17 protein-coding genes are annotated in these 17,935 nt (G+C 70.2%); 13 read left to right on the forward strand and 4 right to left on the reverse strand.

Annotated features, from left to right (window positions below; translation table 11 throughout):
- Positions 1 to 195: 195 nt before the first annotated feature.
- Positions 196 to 1,104: an acetamidase/formamidase family protein gene (locus J8J14_RS13940; RefSeq protein ID WP_209380133.1), complete on the forward strand. Its 909-nt coding sequence runs from the start codon at positions 196 to 198 to the stop codon at positions 1,102 to 1,104.
- A 93-nt stretch (positions 1,105 to 1,197) separates the two neighbouring features.
- Here the strand turns inward: J8J14_RS13940 and J8J14_RS13945 are convergent, their stop codons facing one another.
- The 4 genes from J8J14_RS13945 to J8J14_RS13960 are packed head-to-tail and all read right to left on the reverse strand — an operon-like array spanning position 1,198 to position 5,737.
- Positions 1,198 to 2,589 carry an MmgE/PrpD family protein gene (locus J8J14_RS13945; protein ID WP_209380134.1) on the reverse strand — a complete coding sequence of 464 codons (1,392 nt, stop codon included), beginning with the start codon at positions 2,587 to 2,589 and terminating at the stop codon, positions 1,198 to 1,200.
- On the reverse strand, positions 2,589 to 3,551 hold the full coding sequence (locus J8J14_RS13950) for a Bug family tripartite tricarboxylate transporter substrate binding protein (RefSeq protein ID WP_209380135.1): 963 nt from the start codon (positions 3,549 to 3,551) through the stop codon (positions 2,589 to 2,591). The genes J8J14_RS13945 and J8J14_RS13950 overlap by 1 nt, the downstream gene beginning before the upstream one ends.
- 51 nt (positions 3,552 to 3,602) lie before the next feature.
- Entirely contained in the window at positions 3,603 to 4,586 is a 984-nt protein-coding gene (locus J8J14_RS13955; protein ID WP_209380136.1) for a quinone oxidoreductase family protein, read from the reverse strand.
- The gene (locus J8J14_RS13960) at positions 4,583 to 5,737 is read right to left on the reverse strand and encodes a 2-methylaconitate cis-trans isomerase PrpF family protein (RefSeq protein ID WP_245215768.1); all 1,155 of its coding nucleotides are present in this window, start codon (positions 5,735 to 5,737) and stop codon (positions 4,583 to 4,585) included. The genes J8J14_RS13955 and J8J14_RS13960 overlap by 4 nt, the downstream gene beginning before the upstream one ends.
- A gap of 146 nt (positions 5,738 to 5,883) precedes the next feature.
- Between J8J14_RS13960 and J8J14_RS13965 the strand changes: the two genes are divergently transcribed.
- From J8J14_RS13965 to J8J14_RS25440, 12 genes are all read left to right on the forward strand, one after another.
- Complete coding sequence (locus J8J14_RS13965) at positions 5,884 to 6,639, forward strand: aspartate/glutamate racemase family protein (protein WP_209380137.1); 756 nt, start codon at positions 5,884 to 5,886, stop codon at positions 6,637 to 6,639.
- Between the two features lie 99 nt (positions 6,640 to 6,738).
- Complete coding sequence (locus tag J8J14_RS13970; RefSeq protein ID WP_209380138.1) at positions 6,739 to 7,716, forward strand: Bug family tripartite tricarboxylate transporter substrate binding protein; 978 nt, start codon at positions 6,739 to 6,741, stop codon at positions 7,714 to 7,716.
- Between the two features lie 147 nt (positions 7,717 to 7,863).
- The gene (locus J8J14_RS13975; protein WP_209380139.1) at positions 7,864 to 9,069 is read left to right on the forward strand and encodes an inositol-3-phosphate synthase; all 1,206 of its coding nucleotides are present in this window, start codon (positions 7,864 to 7,866) and stop codon (positions 9,067 to 9,069) included.
- Positions 9,066 to 9,974, forward strand: a complete 909-nt coding sequence (locus J8J14_RS13980) for an HD domain-containing protein (RefSeq protein ID WP_209380140.1) — start codon at positions 9,066 to 9,068, stop codon at positions 9,972 to 9,974. Before J8J14_RS13975 ends, J8J14_RS13980 begins: the two co-directional genes overlap by 4 nt.
- Positions 9,971 to 11,080, forward strand: a complete 1,110-nt coding sequence (locus J8J14_RS13985) for a class I SAM-dependent methyltransferase (protein ID WP_209380141.1) — start codon at positions 9,971 to 9,973, stop codon at positions 11,078 to 11,080. The genes J8J14_RS13980 and J8J14_RS13985 overlap by 4 nt, the downstream gene beginning before the upstream one ends.
- Positions 11,074 to 12,126 (forward strand): Gfo/Idh/MocA family protein, encoded by a 1,053-nt coding sequence (locus J8J14_RS13990; RefSeq protein WP_209380142.1) that lies wholly within the window; start codon positions 11,074 to 11,076, stop codon positions 12,124 to 12,126. Before J8J14_RS13985 ends, J8J14_RS13990 begins: the two co-directional genes overlap by 7 nt.
- Complete coding sequence (locus J8J14_RS13995) at positions 12,117 to 12,968, forward strand: MBL fold metallo-hydrolase (RefSeq protein ID WP_209380143.1); 852 nt, start codon at positions 12,117 to 12,119, stop codon at positions 12,966 to 12,968. Before J8J14_RS13990 ends, J8J14_RS13995 begins: the two co-directional genes overlap by 10 nt.
- Positions 12,965 to 14,443, forward strand: coding sequence for a YcaO-like family protein (locus J8J14_RS14000; protein WP_209380144.1), 1,479 nt, complete (start codon positions 12,965 to 12,967; stop codon positions 14,441 to 14,443). Before J8J14_RS13995 ends, J8J14_RS14000 begins: the two co-directional genes overlap by 4 nt.
- Positions 14,440 to 15,276 (forward strand): sugar phosphate isomerase/epimerase family protein, encoded by an 837-nt coding sequence (locus J8J14_RS14005; RefSeq protein WP_209380145.1) that lies wholly within the window; start codon positions 14,440 to 14,442, stop codon positions 15,274 to 15,276. Before J8J14_RS14000 ends, J8J14_RS14005 begins: the two co-directional genes overlap by 4 nt.
- Positions 15,273 to 16,511, forward strand: a complete 1,239-nt coding sequence (locus tag J8J14_RS14010) for a glycosyltransferase family 4 protein (protein WP_209380146.1) — start codon at positions 15,273 to 15,275, stop codon at positions 16,509 to 16,511. The genes J8J14_RS14005 and J8J14_RS14010 overlap by 4 nt, the downstream gene beginning before the upstream one ends.
- Before the next feature lie 13 nt (positions 16,512 to 16,524).
- Entirely contained in the window at positions 16,525 to 17,262 is a 738-nt protein-coding gene (locus tag J8J14_RS14015) for a PIG-L deacetylase family protein (protein WP_209380147.1), read from the forward strand.
- Entirely contained in the window at positions 17,262 to 17,927 is a 666-nt protein-coding gene (locus J8J14_RS25440; protein ID WP_209380148.1) for a uracil-DNA glycosylase family protein, read from the forward strand. Before J8J14_RS14015 ends, J8J14_RS25440 begins: the two co-directional genes overlap by 1 nt.
- Positions 17,928 to 17,935 lie beyond the last annotated feature (8 nt).

Consider the following 17,935-nt stretch of genomic DNA (forward strand, 5'->3'; position numbering starts at 1 on the left):
GCGCATGTCGGCCCAGCGCTGTCAGGTCAGATCCTCACCTGTCCCAAAGCATCCGACGACGGACAGGCAGCAAAGCCCATATCCCGCAGGCGGTGTTGACCGGCCCACAACCGGTTCCTAGCGTTCCCGGCGCAGCTGTAGCGCCACCTGCTCACACGCCATGGCCTGCACCGAAGAGACCTCACGAGGAGCCCGATGGCCACGCATCGCTTTCGCCCGACCCGCTATTTCAGCGTGATCGGCGCCGCAGAACCGTGCCTTCGGGTCGCCGACGGGGATACGGTGGTGACTGACACGATCGACGCGTCCGGCCTTGATGCCCGTGAGATTGCCGTCGGAAGCCGGCCGAACCCGATGACAGGACCTTTTTATATCGAAGGGGCCGAACCCGGAGACACGCTGGCCGTCCATATCGACCGGCTGACCCCTAGCCGGGCAACCGGATGGACCTATTCGCCCCTTGCCCTCACCGTGCTCGAACCAGCCGCGATCAAAGACAGGCCGTCGTCGGAGCGTCATGTATGGGAGATCGATGGCGAGGCAGGGACGGTGCGGCTGAGGGAGCCGGTGAGAGGACTTGAGGATTTCTCTCCTCCGCTGCAACCCATGATAGGCTGCTTCGGGGTCGCGCCGGCAGGCGGGCAGGCGCTTTCCACCGCAACCAGCGCCCAGAACGGCGGCAATATGGACTACCGCCTGTTTGCGCCGGGGACGACGGCCTGGTTCCCGGTTTCCGTGCCGGGGGCGCTCTTCTATCTTGGTGACGGCCATGCCTGTCAGGGCGATGGTGAGATCGTCGGCACGGGCATCGAAACCTCCTTCGAGATGGAGGTGACGTTCCGTGTCCTGAAGCGCACGATCTCCTGGCCGCGCGGCGAGACGGCCGACGACATCTTCACCATCGGCAATGCCCGGCCGCTCGATCAGGCGCTGCAGCATGCCACGACCGAGATGTCGCGGTGGCTTGGCGAGGATTATGGGCTGGACGCGCGGGCCGCCAGCCATCTGATGGGCCAAGTCGTCCGGTATGATGTGGGCAATGTCTTCAACCCCGCCTTCACGGTCGCCTGCCGCATTGCCAAGCGCTGGCTGACAAAGCTGTAGCACCGGGGGAGCCTGCCATGGGGGCGCCTCAGCTGCCGATCACAGGCAGCCCGGGGCAGCTCCCATCATTCCACTGCCCTCATCCCGCTCTGATCATTCAGCCTTTTCGCCTTCAGGAAGGCAGGTTGAAGGTGCCGCGCAGAGGTCAAGCAGTTGGTCGAGGCAGGGCAGCGACTCCAACTCCTCCACGAGGGCCATGATCCGGGCTGCCCGGTCGGCACCTATGACCGGCTCGGCTAGCGAGAGGAACTTGGCCCGGACGGCGGCGTCCTCCATCGGGCGATCGCGGTCCCCCAAGGGCACCTCCTCCGCGGCCTCCAACCGGCCGCCGTTCCGCAATACCACCTCCACCGCACCGGGACGGCCATGGGGAAAGCGACGCTCGAATTCCGCGTCGCCCACGGGCTCGACCAGGGCGGTGAGCCGCATCACGTCCGGATCCCGGAAGCGCGCGGCCTCGAACTGATGCTCCGTCAGCATCCCATCGCACAGTGCCATGGCAATGCAGGAAGGCAGGCTGTGATCGGCGGTTTCGCGGTCCGTGGGCCGGAACTTTTCGGGATCCGCCGCGCGGGCGAGGGTTTCCGGCCGGACCCGCGCACGGATTGCCGCCACCTCGTCGAGGCGGTCGCGAAGCTCACCGTGGAGCCGGATCGCCGCTGCCACGGGTGCCTGGAGGGCGTACTGCACCGGGAACTGCTTGAGACTGACCTTTTCCAGCCGCCAGCTATCGAAATCGAGCGCGAGGGCGCCTGGATCCTCCTCTCGCCCTGCTGTCCTGCCAAAAAGCCATTCATAGGCAGCCAGCGGGCCGGTAAAGCCAGCGCCGGCCAGCCGGGCCGCCGTGATCGCCTCCGCCGCATTGGCGGGGTAGCCGATCGCTTTCGCCATGCTCAGCTTACCGTAGGACAGGACGCCAAGGGTCAGGTGGCGGCTACCGCCCAGCACGCTTCCATGCGCCATCATGGCGGGCGCCTGTCCCCAGGCCTTGCCGGCGACGAAGGGCACGACGAAGCCGGCGGCGCTGACGTGGTGGAACCCGCGGTCCTGGAAGGAGAAGGCATCGCAGAGCCGGATCTGCACTTCGTAGCCGGCAACGATCGCCTCGATCAGCGCGCGGCCGGTTCCGCCCGCCTCCTCTACACAGGCCAGCGCGACGGGAATGTTCTCCGAAGGGTGGCAAATGTCCCGGGACCAGTACACGTCCATGAAGTCGAGGTAGCGCACCAGGGCGCCGTTCACACCGGCCGCCCCCTCCGCGGTCGTGTGCCGCCCGCTGCCGATGCAGCGCGCGCTGCGCGTACCGGGCGGGGGCAGGATCGCTTCCAGCATCCGCACCGGCTCCGCCCCCGCCGCGCCCAGCGCGCAGCCCAATGTGTCCAGGACGAGGCGCTTTACGGCACGCACGGTGCTGTCGGGCAGCCGATCGAGGGAGATCGCGGCGACGAATTCCGCGATCTGGATGGAGAGAGGCGCCAGCGCCATCAGAAGGCAATCCCCGTACTCTCGACGATATTCCGGACCACGGCGCGCTCCCGCGCGAGCCGCTCGCCGAAGGCGGCACGACTCTCCGTGCCTGGCTCGCCGCCCATGCGGCGGAAGGCGTCCTGCACCTCCCGGTTATCCACGGCGGCCCGGAAGGCGCGCTCCAGGGCATCGAGGATCGGCTCCGGTGTACCGCTGCGGGCAAAGGCCGCGTTCCAACTCGTCAGGTCGAAGCCGGGGAAGCCGGCCGAGGCAATCGTCGGGATGCCTGGCAGCAGGGGGCTCGGGCGCTCGCTTGTCTGCCCCAGGGCACGGGCGCGGCCTGACTGCACGATTGCATCGAGCGAATTGGGCGTGATGATCGCGGCTTCCAGGTTCCCGGCAGCGAGGTCTCGCGCAGCATCCGCGCCACCGCGATAGGCTACATGTTCCATCAGGATTCCGGCGCGGCTGCCGAGCATGGCGCCGGCCAGGTGCCCGATGCTCCCGACGCCCGGGGTGCCGAAGCCAATCGTCTTTCCGGTTCGCCCGTGCGCAACGAAGCTCGCGATGTCCTGCGCCGGGAAGGATGCTGTGACGCCGAGGATGTAGGGCTGCGACACCGCCATCCCGAGCGGAGTGAAGTGCTTCTCATAGTCGAAGGGCAGGTTCTTCACGGCGAACGGAACAATGAGGAAGGATGGCGCGTCGAAGAGCAGGGTGTGACCATCTGCCGGGGCGGCGGCGACGATCCCGGCGCCGATGGAGCCGCCCGCGCCCGTCCGGTTCTCCACCACGACCGACTGCCCCAGCACCGCTCCCATATGAGGCGCGATCAGGCGGGCGACGGTATCGGACTGGCCACCAGGTCCGTAGGGCAGGATGATGCGGATCGGGCGGTTGGGAAAGTGCGCGGTGCCCTGGGCGCGCGCGATCGACGGCGCGGCGAGCGCCGTGAGCAGCAGGTTGCGGCGTGTCGTCACTTCGGTCGTTCCCTCTTTTGGTTTTCGTTGAAGGTTGGTTGTTTTCGAAGCTCAGTGCAGGTCGAGGATCAGCTTCCCCACGGCCCGGCGTGACTCCAATTCCTCGTGTGCCACCGCGACATCTTCCATCGTGTGGCGGCTGGCGATTTCGATGCTCAGTGTCCCGTCCAGTAGTGCCCTGAAGACATCCGCTGCGCGGCGACGGACCGTGGTGGCATCCGGCAGGTGGTCCGCCAGCCGCGGGCGTGTCAGGAAGAGCGACCCGGCCTCTCCCAGCTCGATCGGGTCAAGGTCGCGCACCGCGCCGCCAACGGCGCCGAAGTTGACCACCAGCCCCTGCCGCCGTGCAACGCGAAGGCTCTCCCGCAGGGTAGGCCGGCCGACCGGATCGAACACCACGTCCACCCCACGACCGCTCGTCATCTCGCGCACGGCCTCGGCGAAGCCCTCATAGGGCACGGCTTCCGTGGCGCCGCGTGCGCGCGCGACGGCCGCTTTCGCCGGCGTGGAGGTCGTGGCGTAGACCGTAACCCCGAGCTGCGCGCCCATCTGCACCAGAAGCTGTCCGATCCCGCCGGAGGCCGCGTGGACCAGCCAGCTCACGCCCGGCCCGGCGCGGCCGAGATCATGAGCGAGATAATGCGCCGTCAGCCCGTGGAACATGGCGGCCGCTCCCTGGTCGAGCGGCAGCGCGTCCGGCACCGGGGCGAGCTTCCAGGCCGGGACGGTGGCATAGTCGGCGTAGCTGCCCCAATGGAGGCAGTAAGCGACGCGATCCCCCACCCGCAGATCCCGGACATCCTGGCCGAGCGCGACCACCTCGCCCGCCCCCTCGATGCCGAGGGTGGTTGGAAGGCGGACGGGATAGGTGCGGGAACCCTCATATTTTCCCTGCCGGGTGTGGACATCCATGAAGTTGATGCCGGAATGGCGAAGGCGCACCAGCGCCTCGTCCGGGGCTGGCTCCGGCACGGGGATGTCCTCGTGCAGGAGGACATCCGGGCCGCCATAGCGCGCGATGCGGACCGCCTTCATGCGAAAGCGCTGCCGGGGACCAGCACGCGCCCCTCGAACAGCCGCCGCGCCGTGCGGTAGAACGAGCCAGCGCGGGCGACCCAGTCTCCGCCCTCCCGTGCGACCTCCGCGCCGACGGTCAGCACGCCGGAGGGCATTCCCAGCCGCAATTCGCCATTGCCAGCGGAGGGAGAGAGCGCCTCGGCGACCACCGTGCCCGCGATCCGTGCGGCGACGGCGGTGCAGAGGGAGATCGTCAGCGGAAGGGCCCGGTGTGGTTGTCCATTGGAGATGACGCGGGCAACGAGGTCCACTTCGGCGGCACGGACATTCTGGCCGGACAGGCTCGGCGCATCGGTGGGCGGTGCCACGACAGCGACAAAGGGCACGCTTGTCACCTTCCCGGCCGCCTCCGCATCCAGGGCAATGCCCATGCGGACAGAGGCGGCTCGGCGGATGGCCTCAAGTCGGGCCAACACCTCGGGCCGGGATTCCAGCATGTCGGGTAGTTCCGTCCCGGTCAGGCCCACGTCGCGCGCCCGGACGAACACAGCGGCATTGGCAGCATCCACCAGCGATGCCTCGATCATGCCGAAACCGGGCACCTCCAGCCGGTCCAGCACCGCGCCGCTCGGCAGTAGCCGGCCGGTCGTGGCGCCACCGGGTGCCAGGAAGTCCAGGCGGATCGGCGCACCGGCGCCGCCAACACCCGGGATCGACAGATCCCCATCGTAGCGGGCCCGGCCTTCCTCCACCGGGAAGGTGCCGTGGATGATCTTTCCTGTGTTCGTGTTGAAGATACGGACCGTGGCGGTATCGGCCGAGGCCGCCACGAGGCCCTCGTCCAGCGCAAAGGGACCGACGGCGGAGCTCATGTTGCCGCAGTTCTGCCGGTAGTCCACGCGCGCCTCGCGGATCATCACCTGCGCGAAGGTATAGTCCACATCCGCATCCTCCCGCGCGGAGGGGGCAAGCACGCAGACCTTGGAAAGCGAGGAGACGCCGCCTCCCATGCCGTCCAGCTGCCGCCCGTAGGGATCCGGCGCACCCATGGCCGCGGCAAAGATCGGCGCCCAGGCTTCCCGGTCCGCGGGCAGGTCGCGGGCGTGGAGCATGATCGCCTTGCTGGTGCCGCCCCGCATGAAAACGGCGGGTATCGGGTGCTGGACCAACTTCGTTCCTCCCTTAAGATGCGCGGCTCGCCCCTTGTCGGGGCTGGGCGGGTCATCTTGGGGCAGGTTCGGTTTCCGCTCAAAGACCTGTCACACGGCCGTTCCCGGCACCCGCGCTCGGGTCTGGCAGCCTGCGGAGGAAACAAGTGACCGAAACGCGCCGCAGGCTGCGCCACCCCGTGCGTGTCGCCTTCGTCATCGGCGACTACCCGGAGGAGGAGTTCCGCCGCCGGGAGGCGGCAGCCCTGGCCTATGCCTCCCCGGAGGTCGAGATCGGCATCATCCGAACGCCCGCGTCGCCCTTCGTCCACGGCCTCACGCCAGCCGAGGTTCAACTCGCCGCGCCCGCCTTTATCGCCGCCTTCCGGCAAGCGGAGTTGGAGGGCTATGACGCCGTCGTGCCGCTTGGCACGCTCGACCTCGGCGTCGATGGCGGGCGGTCCGTAGTGGACATCCCCGTCATCGCGCCGACCGAAGCCATGCTCCACATGGCCAGCTTTCTCGGTGACCGGTTCGGCGCGCTTGTCTACCACGATGACCTCATCCCGCTCCTTCAGGCCATCGTCCGCCGCTACGGAATGGAGAGGAAGGTCGTGGCCTGGCGCGCCTCGGGCTTCGACCTGCCGGACCTGAGCGCCAATCTCGCGGCGATGACGGAGAACTTCGTCGAAGGGGCGCGGCGCCTGGTCCGGGATTCAGGCTGCGACGTGATCCTTGCCATGGGAGTGACGCAATGCCCCGTGCTCCTGGACCCGGCCTGGGTGGAGCGGGAGGTCGGCGTCCCCGTGGTGGAGGGGATCGGCGCTCCCCTGAGGCTGGCGGCGATGCTTGCGGGGCTCCACCTGCGGCATAGCCGGGTACGCTGGCGGCGTTCCCGCGCCTTCGAGCGCTCCGCGCCATAGAGCCCGCGCCAGGAATCCCCGGGTACGGCCCGGCAGGTTCGGCTATGGTGAGACGTCCCCGGTCCCATTCCGGTTCGGGGAATGGCGGGAAGCAGCAGCATGATAGAGGGCACGCGACGCGGCCTGCTGGCTCTGGGCATCGCGGGCGCCGCGGCGCCCGCGCGCGCGCAGGCGGTCCGCTATCCCGAACGCTCCGTGTCCATCGTGGTGCCGGCCGCGCCCGGCGGGGGCGGGGACTTCACGGCCCGGTTGCTGGGTGACGCGCTCACCCGCTCGCTTGGCCAGGCCTTCGTCGTCGAGAACCGGGTGGGTGGCGGCGGAAACGTCGCGGCCATGGCGGTGGCCCGTGCCGCGCCGGATGGATACACGCTGCTGCTCGCCTACTCCGGCACCCATGTCGGCAATCCCGCGCTCTTCCCGAACCTGTCGTGGGACCCGGTACGCAGCTTCGCACCGGTCGCCCTGGTGCTGCGGGCGCCGCATGTGGTTGTCGTGAAGAAGGGCCTGCCCGTGCAGTCCCTGGCCGAGCTGGCCGACTATGCGCGCCGCAACCCCGGGCGGCTGAACTACGCCTCATCCGGCGCGGGCACGATCCAGCACATCGGCGGCGAGCAGTTCGCCCGCAGCGTCGGTGCGCCAATGGTCCACGTGCCCTATCGGGGGGCGGGCCCGGCGATGAACGACCTCGTGGCCGGCAGCATCGACCTGATGATCACCACGCCACCCGCCGTGGTGGGCCTCGTGCGGGACGGATCCATCCGGGCATTGGCGATTACGAGCCAGAGCCGCCACCCGATGCTGCCGGATGTGCCAACCACTGCCGAGGCGGGTTTCCCCGCATTCGAGCTGGAGGCCTGGTTCGGCATCTACGCGCCCGCCGGCACGCCGCAGAACCTGGTGGAAAAGCTCTCCGCCGAGATCCGGCGCATAACCGAAATGCCGGAGTTCCGCCGCCGCTGCGAGGAGAGCGGGACCTACGCGGCCTACATGAACCCCACGGAACTGGCAGCCTTCACCGGATCCGAACTGGTCTACTGGTCGGACCTGATTCACCGCCTCGGGATCCGGGCGGAATAGCGACGGTCAAGGCGACCTGTGGCGCAAGGGCCCGTCCTGCAGGGCATTGGCGATCGCTGGCTTCAGAGTGGGTGATACGCACGAAGACGTGACTGGCAGAGTTCTGAGCCGCCCTAATTGACCAAGCAGAATAGTCGGGAATCTACCATGCCGCTTTCTGGTTCGGGCCGCCGCCTTGGTGTTGCGATCGTTGGTGTCGGCGGTGCCGTGGCAACCACGGCCGTCGCGGGGGTCGAGGTTATTCGCCGCGGTTCCAACAGGCTCGATGGGCTTCCCCTCGCGGATCTTTCCATTGCCGGAATGGCCGATTACCGCGACATGACCTTCGGCGGCTGGGACCTGGACGGCTCCGACCTTGCCGCTGCCGCCGGCAGCCATCGTGTGCTGAGCGACGCGCAGCTTTCCGAAGCCGGCGATGCCCTCGCGGCCATTCGCCCCTGGCCCGCCGTGGGAAGCGGCGCGTTCTGCCGCGGTGTCAGCGGCGCCAATAAATACGAGGCGGCGAGCCATCGCGATGCCGTTCGCGCGATCAGTGACGACCTGCGCCGTTTCCGCGAAAGCAGCAGGGCGGAAGGCGTCGTCATGATCAATCTTGCCTCGACCGAGCGCATGCCCGGCGATGACGAGGCGTTGCACTCGCTGGATGCGTTCGAGCGCGCGCTGGACCGCAACGACCCGGTCATCGGCCCGGCCATGCTCTATGCCTATGCCGCGATCGAGAGCGGCGTGCCCTATGGCAACTTCACGCCATCGCTGGCGGCCGATGCCCCCGCGCTGAAGGAATTTGCCAAGCAGCGGAACGTTCCCGTGGCCGGCAAGGACGGCAAGACAGGCCAGACCATGATGAAGACCGTGCTGGCCCCCGCCCTGAAGGCGCGCGCCTTGCACGTGGATGGCTGGTTCAGCACCAATATCCTCGGCAACCGTGACGGAGAGGCGCTGCGCGACCCGGACAGCCTGGCATCGAAGCTCGATACCAAGGGGAACGTGCTGGACAGCATGCTGGGCTACCATGTCGAGGACCACCTGGTGGATATCCGCTACTACCGCCCGCGCGGCGACGACAAGGAAGCCTGGGACAATATCGACATCTCCGGCTTCCTCGGCCACCGCATGCAGATCAAGGTGAACTTTCTCTGCAAGGACAGCGTCCTGGCCGCTCCGCTCGCGCTGGAGATCGCCCGTGTGCTCGACCTCGCCCAGCAGCGTGGCCAGGGCGGCGTGCAGGAGCAGCTCTCGGTCTTCTTCAAGGCCCCGATGGTCGCGAACGGCCATGCGCCTGAGCACGCCTTCCACCTGCAGGAACGCATGCTGATGGACTGGCTGGGGGCGCCACAGGGCTCCGCGCAGTGACTGACGGGGTCGCGCCCGCGGAGGCCCCGCCGGCGCGCATCCTCGGCCTTCTGCGCGAACTGGGCGAGCTCAAGCGCATCCGCTCCGCCGCCCATGAGGGCTCGATTGCGGAGCGGCATTTCGCGGCGGCCTGGGCTGCCCTCGCCTCCGGTCGCTCCCCCGATGAGACCTGGCGGGCCGCCACGGCCTCCGCCCTCGCTGCCACCCGCCTGGGCGACATCGATGGCCGCGTGCTCGCCACCCTAGGCATCGAGCGGGGAGGGGCCGAGGCTATTCTCGCCCGTGCCCTGGACGAGGCCGCGGAGGAGATCGATCCCGCCCTGCGCGCCGAACTGCGCGCCCTGCCCGATGCGGAGGCCGCGCCGCCGCCCTTCGTCGCGCAGCTCGCGCGCCAGCCCCGCGCGGGCGTCACATGCCCCGGGCGCCCGCGCCTTCTGCTCGAGCCGCCGGAGAACCACGCAGAGCACTGCCTCATCACCGCCGTCTATGGCGTGATCCTCGCGCCCTTCTATGGCGCGCGGCCCGGCATCGTCTTCCTCGCCTCCCTTGCGCACCACCTGCACAACGCCATCATCCCGGATTCCGGATTCGCCGGAGAGGTGCTGCTGGGCGAGCAGCTGGAACCAGCCTTCGCCCGCGCCACGGAGATGGCCCTGGCCGGATTGCCGGATGCCGTGGCCGAGAAGGTGCGGGAGGCCCGCCGCATCCTGCCCGATGCCGGCACGCCCGAGGGCCGCGCCTTCCATGCCGCGGACACGCTGGACCGCGTGCTGCAAATCGAGCAGCACCTGCGGGCAGGCAAGGCCACCATGCGTTACGTGCTGCAGGACATGGAGCTGGTGCATGCCGGCCCCGTGCGCGGCTTCCAGGACCGTCTGCTCTCCGCCATGGGCCTCGCGGCATGACACCGGACACGCCGCACTCCGTCCGCGATGCGGCTGGGCGCCGCTGGCCCGTGATCGACGGCATCGTCTTCGCCCGCGCCTCCCGCCCCGAGCTGGCCGGGGAGGCATTGGCCCGGCTGGACAAGGGCGATCGGGACGGCGCGCTGGTGCAGCTGCTCGCTGACCAGGATGACTGGTGGCGTGGGCCCACTGCCGATGAGGCCGCGCTGCGCGCCCTGGTGCGGGACCGCGCGGCGCTGACCTTGCGCGAGGCGATGGCGCATCTCGCCTGGGGACCCGTGGGCGACTATTTCGCGCATCGCTGGAGTGACCCGACCTTCCTTGCGGGCCTGGCGCTGATGGAGGCGCACTGGACCGCTCCACGCAGCTCCTTCGAACTTGCCTGTGGCATCGGCCACTACCTGCGCGCGCTGCTGCAGCGCGGCGTGGCCTGCACGGGTGCGGATGTGGTCTTCGCCAAGCTCTGGGTGGCGCGCCACTGGGTGGCGCCCGCGGCGGAGCTGGTCTGCCTGGATGCCGCCCTTGCCCCCTGGCCTGTCGCGGAAGATGCGCGCTTCGACCTCGTGGCCTGCCACGACGCCTTCTACTTCCTTGAGCCCAAGGGCGCGATCCTGGCCCGGCTCCGCCGCCTGGCCGGCGATGCGGGCTGGCTTGCCATCGCCCATGTCCACAATCGCGACTGGCCGAACCTTTCCGCCGGCGCTGCGGTAACGGCGGAGGAGCTGGCGGCCCTCTTCCCGGATGGCAGGGTGTATGACGACGCCGAGCTCACCCGCGCCGCGCTGGAGCAACGGGTGCCGCAATCCGCCCCGCCCACCGCGCTCATGGGCGCCGAGGCCTTCTCGGTCGCCGCCGGCCCCGGCCTTCTTCCCGCCCAGGCCGTGACGGGCCGCCTTGCCCTTCCGCCCGAAGGCGTGGCGCTGCGCCGCAACCCGCTCCTGCACGAGGGCGTCATTGCCTGGCCATCCGAGCGTTACGCGCGGGAATACGGGCCGCGCGCGACCTATCCCGCGGCGTCGGACGCACCGGAACGCGCGCTGTCCGGCGCAGCCACCGCGCATTGGGCTCTGCGCCGCGAACTTCTGGACCTGCCCGAGCGATGGTGACGGCGCTGGTGGCCCCTGTGGCCTGCTCCCCCTCGCGCAGCCTGGGCTGGGGCATCGTGGGATATGGCTGGGTGGCGCGCGACTACGCAGCACCGGCCATGCTGGCGGCCGGCCACGCGCTGCGTGCCGTCAGTGATCCCAGCCCCGCTGCGCGGGAGGCCGCCCGCGCCGCCTATCCGGGCGCGGCGCTTCATGGCGACCTCGCGCCGATGCTGGCCGATCCCGCGGTGCAGGCGATCTATGTCGCCACGCCGAACCACCTGCACCGCGCCGCGGTCGAGGCCTGCGCCGCCGCGGGCAAGGCGGTGCTCTGCGAGAAGCCCATGGCCGCGACGCTGGCGGATGCCGAGGCGATGGCAGCAGCCGCGCGACGCGCCGGAATCCTCTACGGCACCGCCTTCGACCAGCGGCACCACCCCGCCCATGCGGCGATCCGCGAGGCGCTTTCCGGCGGGCTGATCGGCACGCCCACCGCGATCCGCATCGCCTATGCCTGCTGGCTCGGCCCGGGATGGAGCGTGACGGGGGAGGGGGACAACTGGCGCGCCGATCCGGCCCGCGCCGGCGGCGGGGCATTGATGGACCTTGCCCCGCACGGCCTCGACCTGGCGGACTACCTGCTGGGCGAGCCGATCGAGACGATCGCCGCGCTCACCCAGCGCCGGGTGCAGGATTATGCCGTGGATGATGGCGCGCTGCTCATCGGGCGCACGGCGGGCGGGGTGCTGGTGCAAATGCACGTCGCCTATAACTGCCCCGACGCGCTTCCGCGCCGCCGGCTGGAGGTGCTGGGCAGCACGGGCCAGATCCTGGCGGAGAACACCATGGGCCAGGATGCCGGCGGCCGGGTGACGCACACGGACCGGCTCGGCCGCAGTGCCGCCCTGCCCGTGCCGGATGCCGAGGCCTCGCCTTTCGCGCGCCAGATGGCCGCTTTCGCCAGGGCCCTGGCCAGTGGCGACCGCACCAGCTTCAGCGCTTCGCGGGACCTGCACACCATGCAGCTGCTGCACCGCGCCTATGCCGGGGACCCCGCATGCCACTGACACCCTGGGCCTGCGCGAATTGCGGATTCTGGCAGAAGCATTTCGAACCGCGCTCCTGCCCGGTCTGCGACGATACGCGCAACGACCTGCCGCATGATGGCTGGCACTTCCTGCCCGAGGAGGAGGTGGCCGCGCGGCTGACCGGCTCCTGGAAGCGGCTGGACCGCGACATGGTGGCCTTCACCACCAGCCCGCCCTTCGGCCTGAACGGCACGGGCTGGCTGCTGCTGCATGAGGACGGCAATACCGCCTTCGAGGCGGCCCCCTACTACACGCCCGCGATGATCGAGGAGATCCGCCGCCTAGGCGGCATCCGCTTCCTCGCGGCCTCGCACTGCCACGGCTACGGCGCGCTGTGGCAGCTGCAGGACGTGTTCCAGCCCGAGGTCCTGGCCATCCAGAAGGATGACCTGCGGATGACAAAGGCCTTCCGCGTCACCTGGCCCTATGACGAGGCGCTGCAGCTGCGGCCGGGCCAGGTGCTGATGCATGTCGGCGGCCATTACGAAGGCCAGGCGGTGCTGCACGATACCGCCCGCAACACCCTCTTCTGCGGTGACGCCTTCAAGGTGGACCAGGGGACGGATGGCGAGAACCTCGCTGTCTCCACCCACAAGGCCTTCCACAAGGACATCCCGCTGACGCCGAACGAGGTGCGCAAGTACCGCGACGTCATCGGCCGCATGGCCTTCGACACGGTCTGCACCCCTTTCGAGCACGCGCGGGGCATCACCCGCGACATCGCGCTGGCGGTGCTGGACGACCAGCTGCGCGGGCCGCCGGGGGTGCGTCACATCCCCATGGAAGAACTGCGCCGCCGCGCGGAGGAGAACGCCAGATGAGCGACGAACTGCGCCGGGTTGCGGATGCCTTCCGCGCCACCATGCCCAAGGACGCCCACGTCACCATCTTCCGGATCGACCATCTGGATCGCACCGGCATTCCCGTGGTGCAGGCGAATCTCATCCTTGAGAACGAGCCCGCTACCACGGGCTATGGCTACGGCTTCACCGAGGTGGAGGCAGAGGTCGGCGCCCTCGGCGAGCTCTGCGAGGAGGTGCATTGCGGCGTGGCCGTGAAGCAGCTGCCGCGTGTCATGGGCAGCTATGCCGAACTCTCCCGCAGCCGTGCCGTCATTGATCCGCTCACCCTCTGCCTGCCCGCCGGATCGCGCTACGCGCCGGAGATGGAGCTCTCCTGGGTGGAGGCACGCCGCTGGCCCTCGGGCGAGGCGGTGCTGGTGCCGCGCGAATGGGTGGCCGCCTATCCCTACCAGCTGGGAGAAGCGCCGCGCCTCATCACCCCCATCACCAACGGGCTGGGCGCCGGCTTCGACATGGAGCACGCCATCGCCCACGGCATCATGGAGGCTCTGCAGCGGGACGGTAACGTCCTGTCCTACCGCGCGCTCGACCAGGGCGCAGTGGTGGAGCCCGACGCGGTGCCGGACCCGCAGGTGCGGGGGCTTCTGGACCATCTCCGTTCCCTCGGGATCGACGTGATGGTGAAGCTCGCCGCCACGGATTTCGGCATGGCGAATCTCTATGTCGTGGGAGACGACCGGGGCCGTCCGACCGCACCGATCCAGGTCACCTCCTGCGGCGAGGCGGTCAGCCCGGACCGGGACCGCACGCTCCGCAAGGCACTGCTGGAGTTCTGCGGCTCCCGCGCCCGCAAGGCCGCCACCCACGGGCCCATCCCCCTTCTGCGCGCCTCCCTCCCCGCCGATTACGTCGAGCGCCAGATCGGGGTGGCCATGTATGAGGAGGAGGAGTCCCGCGCCCTCGACGCCATGGTGGAGTGGATGGACAAGGACGCCGCCGTGCTGCGCGGGCGCCTCGCCGATAACGTCCTCTCCTCCCGCAGCCGCCGGCCCTTCTCCTCCCTTCCCACCGTTCCGGCCGCCGCCGTCGCGAATTCCGGCGACCGGCTGGCACTGCTCGTGGAGCGCCTGGCGGCCGAGGGGCTGGAGGTGCTCACGGTGGACTGCTCCCCGCCTGATCATGCCGTGCGCGTGGTGAAGGTGATCGTGCCCGGCCTGGAGAGCGAGACGATGAGCTATCACCGCATCGGCTGGCGCGGCGTGCGCCGCCTGCGCGATCGTTCGGACCCGCTTATCCTCAGCGCGCCGCGGGAGGGCGCGAAGCGCGTGCGCCTGCGCCCGGAGGACGAGGCCCGCTGTGGCGGCCCCGCCTGGTTCGACGCCGCGCTCGCGGACCGCCTCGTCGGCACGCTCTACCCGCTCTACCGCGAGAGCGGGACCTTCTCCGCCCAACTCGCGCTGGCGGCCCAGCGCGGGGAGGCCGTGCCGGCATGAGCCTTCGCTTCGCCTACAACACCAATGGCGCCGCCAATCACCGGCTGGCCGATGCCGTCGCGATCATCGCCGATGCCGGCTACCACGGCGTGGCGCTGACTCTGGACCACCATCACCTCGACCCGATGGAGGAAGGCTGGGAACGCCGCGCCGAGGCGCTGGCGCGCGACTTGGCCGCCCGGAAGCTCGGCTGCGTGATCGAGACGGGCGCGCGCTATCTCCTGGACCCGCGCGCGAAGCACGAGCCCACGCTGCTGACGCCCACGCGCGAGGGGCGCGACCGGCGCGTGGCCTTCCTCAACCGCGCCACCGATATCGGTGCCATCCTCGGCGCGGAGGCGGTTTCCTTCTGGGCCGGCGTGCCGCGCCCGGGCGTGGATCGCCAGCAGGCAGCGAGCTGGCTTCGCGAGGGCGTGGCGCGGGTGCTGGAGCACGCGCAGTCCCGGGGCATGACGGCCGCGCTGGAGCCAGAGCCGGGCATGCTGGTGGAGACTGTGGACGATTGGTCCGCCCTGGGCCTGCCCGGCCTTACCCTGGCGCTGGATCTTGGCCACCTGCTGGTGACGGGCGAGCGGGATCCGGCCGCGGCCGTGCGCGAATTTTCCCCACATCTCGGCACGGTGGCGATCGAGGACATGGCGCGCGGCGTCCATGTCCACCTGCCCTTCGGGGAGGGCGACATGGACCTTCCCGGCTGCCTCGACGCGCTGGAGGGAATCGGCTTCTCCCGCCTCGTCTGCGTCGAGCTCTCGCGCGAGAGCCACCGCGCCGACACCATGATCCCGCAATCGCTGGCATGGCTGCAGGCCTGCCGAGAGGCACGCGCCGCGTGAGGGTACTTTTTCTCTCCCGCCGCTTCTTCCCCGCGATCAGCGGGATGAGCGTCTACGCCATCAACCTGCTCCGCCAGCTCGCCGCGGCCGGCCATGACGTGACGATGGTGAGCCAGTACCGCGGCGATGCGGCGGGCACGAAGGTCTATGGCGGCGGCCCGCCGCCGGAGGTGCCCGGCATCCGCGTCATTGGCCGCCGCTCCCTGGGCGAGGAGGCCTTCTCCGCGCCCGGCGGCGCCGATTTCGAGCGGGACGTGGAGGACATGGTGGAGACCATCCTCGCCGAGCATGCGCGACAGCCTTTCGACGTGCTGCACGCGCAGTATGGGTACCCCAATGGCTGGTCCGTGCTGCTCGCCGCGCAGCGCATCGGCGTGCCCACCATTGTCTCCATCCAGGGCGGGGACGGCCACTGGGTCGGTTCCTGCTGCGAGACGCACCGCCAGGCCATGCTGCGCGTGCTGAACCACGCGGACCGCCTGCTGATCGGCTGCGACAGCTTCGCGCAGGAGGTGGTGGAGCGCCTGGGCGTGCCGCGGGACCGCTTCACCATCGTGCCCGGCGCGGTGGAGGTGCAGCGCTTCCATCCCGCCCTGGACTACGCCCCCGGCAAGGCCGCCGATCCCGTGCGCCTGTTCTATCACGGCCGCGTGGACCGCCGGAAAGGCGCGCTCGACTTCCTGGACGCGCTGGCGATGCTGCGCGCGCAGGGCGTGCCCTTCGCCGCCACGATCAGCGGGATCGGCCCGGATCTCGACGCCTGCGTGGCGCGCGATGCCGAGCTTGGCCTCGGCTCGCGTTTCTCCGGCTATGCCGACTACGAGGCGGCGCCCGCCCTCTACCGGGCGCAGGACGTCTTCGTCTCCCCCACCTATGCCGAGGGCTTCTCCAACACGGTGCTGGAGGCGATGGCGAGCGGCCTCGCCACCGTCTCCTGCGATGCGGTGGGCGTCCGCGACTGCCTGCGCCATGAGGAGAACGGCCTGCTCTCCCAACCCGGCGACGTGCCCGCCCTGGCGCGGAATCTCCGCCGTATCATCGAGGATGCGCCGCTGCGCGCCCGCCTGGCCGGCAATGCCCTGGAGGAGTGCCGCCGGACCTATTCCTGGGAGGCGGTGGGCCGCCAGATCATGGGCATCTACGAGGAGCTGCGCGGCACCGCCCCCGATACGGGTTTCGACCCCGTCCTGCCAGTGAGCGAGTGCCGCTTCCGCGCGGCACCGCATCTGCTCTGATGCGCGCCACGGCATGAGAACGGCCCTCGCCCTCTCGCCCCATCTCGACGATGCCGCCTTCTCCGCCGGCGGGGCGCTGGCGCGGATGGCCGCCGAGGGCTGGCAGGTGGTGGTAGCCACGCTCTTCACCGCAACGGTGCCCGGGCCGAAAGGCTTCGCCCTGGCCTGCCAGACCGACAAGGGCATCCCGCCCGAGGCCGACTACATGGCCATGCGGCGCGCGGAGGACGAAGCGGCCTGCGCCGCCCTGGGCGCGCGCGCCCTGCATCTGCCGCTGCGCGAGGCACCGCATCGTGGCTACAACGATGCCTCGACGCTCTTCGGCTGCCCGCGCTCCTGCGACACCGCCCATCTCGATGCGGCTGATGTCATCCGGGCTTTGCTGCCCGAGCTGCGGCCGGACCTGCTTCTCGCCCCGCAGGCCATCGGCGGGCATGTGGACCATGTGCTGACCGTGCGCGCGCTGCAGATCCTTGGCCTGCCCCTGCCAATCCTGTGGTGGCGCGACTTCCCCTATGCCACACGCGCCGACACGCCGCGGCGACCCTTCGAAACCCTCTTCGCCGGGCTGCGCGAGGCCGAGTTTCCCGCGGATATCACGGCCCGGCACCGGGCCTGCGCCGCCTATGCGACCCAGCTCGGCTATCAGTTCGGCGGCCCGGAAGGCCTGGCCCGCGCCCTGGAAGCGGCAGGCGGGACGGAGCGGATGCGTGTGGAGGGCGAGGCGCCTTTCCTGCCGGGCAGCCCCTGATGCCGCTTCCCACCGCCCGCAGCACCGTGCGCACCCCACGCCTTCGCCCCCATGCGGGCGCCCTTTCGGACCCGGCGGAGCGCGCGGCGCGTCACGCCCTGCTGCGGGAGGCGCCCCATGCGGCGCCGATCCGTGCCCTGGCCCAGCGCATCCGGGAGGCCACGGGGCGCCCCGTCCCCGAGCCCGACCCGCTGGATGGCGGTGCCGAAGCCGGCCTGCTCCTCCTGCTGGAGACGCCAGGGCCGCGGCTGACCGAGAACCCCATCGTTTCCCGCGACAAGCCGGGCGGAACGGGGGCCAATCTCCGCCGCTTTCTCGGCGCCGCGGGCATACCGCGCCGCGAGACCCTCATCTGGAACGCCGTGCCCTGGGTGATCCACGCCCCCGGCGCGCTCAACCGCGCGCCGCGCGCGGCCGAGCTGCGATCCGGCCTGGCCTGGATCCCGCCCCTTCTGGATGCGATGCCGCGGCTCCGCGTTGCCGTGCTGGCCGGCCGCTTTGCCGCCGCGGCCCTCCCCGTCATCCGCGCCGCCCGGCCCGGCCTGCCCGTGCTGTCCATGCCGCATCCCAGCCCGACCTATGTCTGCACCAGCCCCGAGGTGCCGGCGCGCATCACCGCGGTGCTGGCGGAGGCGGCGGCGTGGCTGAGGGAAAGCGCAGCATGACCGCGTTC

Origin of the sequence: Pararoseomonas baculiformis, from assembly GCF_017813395.1 — a bacterium.
Taxonomy (GTDB): Bacteria; Pseudomonadota; Alphaproteobacteria; order Acetobacterales; family Acetobacteraceae; genus Roseomonas; species Roseomonas baculiformis.

What these genes read in the sequence shown, in the direction of transcription:
- J8J14_RS13940 (WP_209380133.1), top strand. Translation starts at nt 196, where the DNA reads ATGGCCACGCATCGCTTTCGCCCGACCCGCTATTTCAGCGTGATCGGC.
- J8J14_RS13945 (WP_209380134.1), bottom strand. Translation starts at nt 2,589, where the DNA reads ATGGCGCTGGCGCCTCTCTCCATCCAGATCGCGGAATTCGTCGCCGCG.
- J8J14_RS13955 (WP_209380136.1), bottom strand. Translation starts at nt 4,586, where the DNA reads ATGAAGGCGGTCCGCATCGCGCGCTATGGCGGCCCGGATGTCCTCCTG.
- J8J14_RS13970 (WP_209380138.1), top strand. Translation starts at nt 6,739, where the DNA reads ATGATAGAGGGCACGCGACGCGGCCTGCTGGCTCTGGGCATCGCGGGC.
- J8J14_RS13975 (WP_209380139.1), top strand. Translation starts at nt 7,864, where the DNA reads ATGCCGCTTTCTGGTTCGGGCCGCCGCCTTGGTGTTGCGATCGTTGGT.
- J8J14_RS13985 (WP_209380141.1), top strand. Translation starts at nt 9,971, where the DNA reads ATGACACCGGACACGCCGCACTCCGTCCGCGATGCGGCTGGGCGCCGC.
- J8J14_RS13990 (WP_209380142.1), top strand. Translation starts at nt 11,074, where the DNA reads ATGGTGACGGCGCTGGTGGCCCCTGTGGCCTGCTCCCCCTCGCGCAGC.
- J8J14_RS13995 (WP_209380143.1), top strand. Translation starts at nt 12,117, where the DNA reads ATGCCACTGACACCCTGGGCCTGCGCGAATTGCGGATTCTGGCAGAAG.
- J8J14_RS14000 (WP_209380144.1), top strand. Translation starts at nt 12,965, where the DNA reads ATGAGCGACGAACTGCGCCGGGTTGCGGATGCCTTCCGCGCCACCATG.
- J8J14_RS14005 (WP_209380145.1), top strand. Translation starts at nt 14,440, where the DNA reads ATGAGCCTTCGCTTCGCCTACAACACCAATGGCGCCGCCAATCACCGG.
- J8J14_RS14015 (WP_209380147.1), top strand. Translation starts at nt 16,525, where the DNA reads ATGAGAACGGCCCTCGCCCTCTCGCCCCATCTCGACGATGCCGCCTTC.
- J8J14_RS25440 (WP_209380148.1), top strand. Translation starts at nt 17,262, where the DNA reads ATGCCGCTTCCCACCGCCCGCAGCACCGTGCGCACCCCACGCCTTCGC.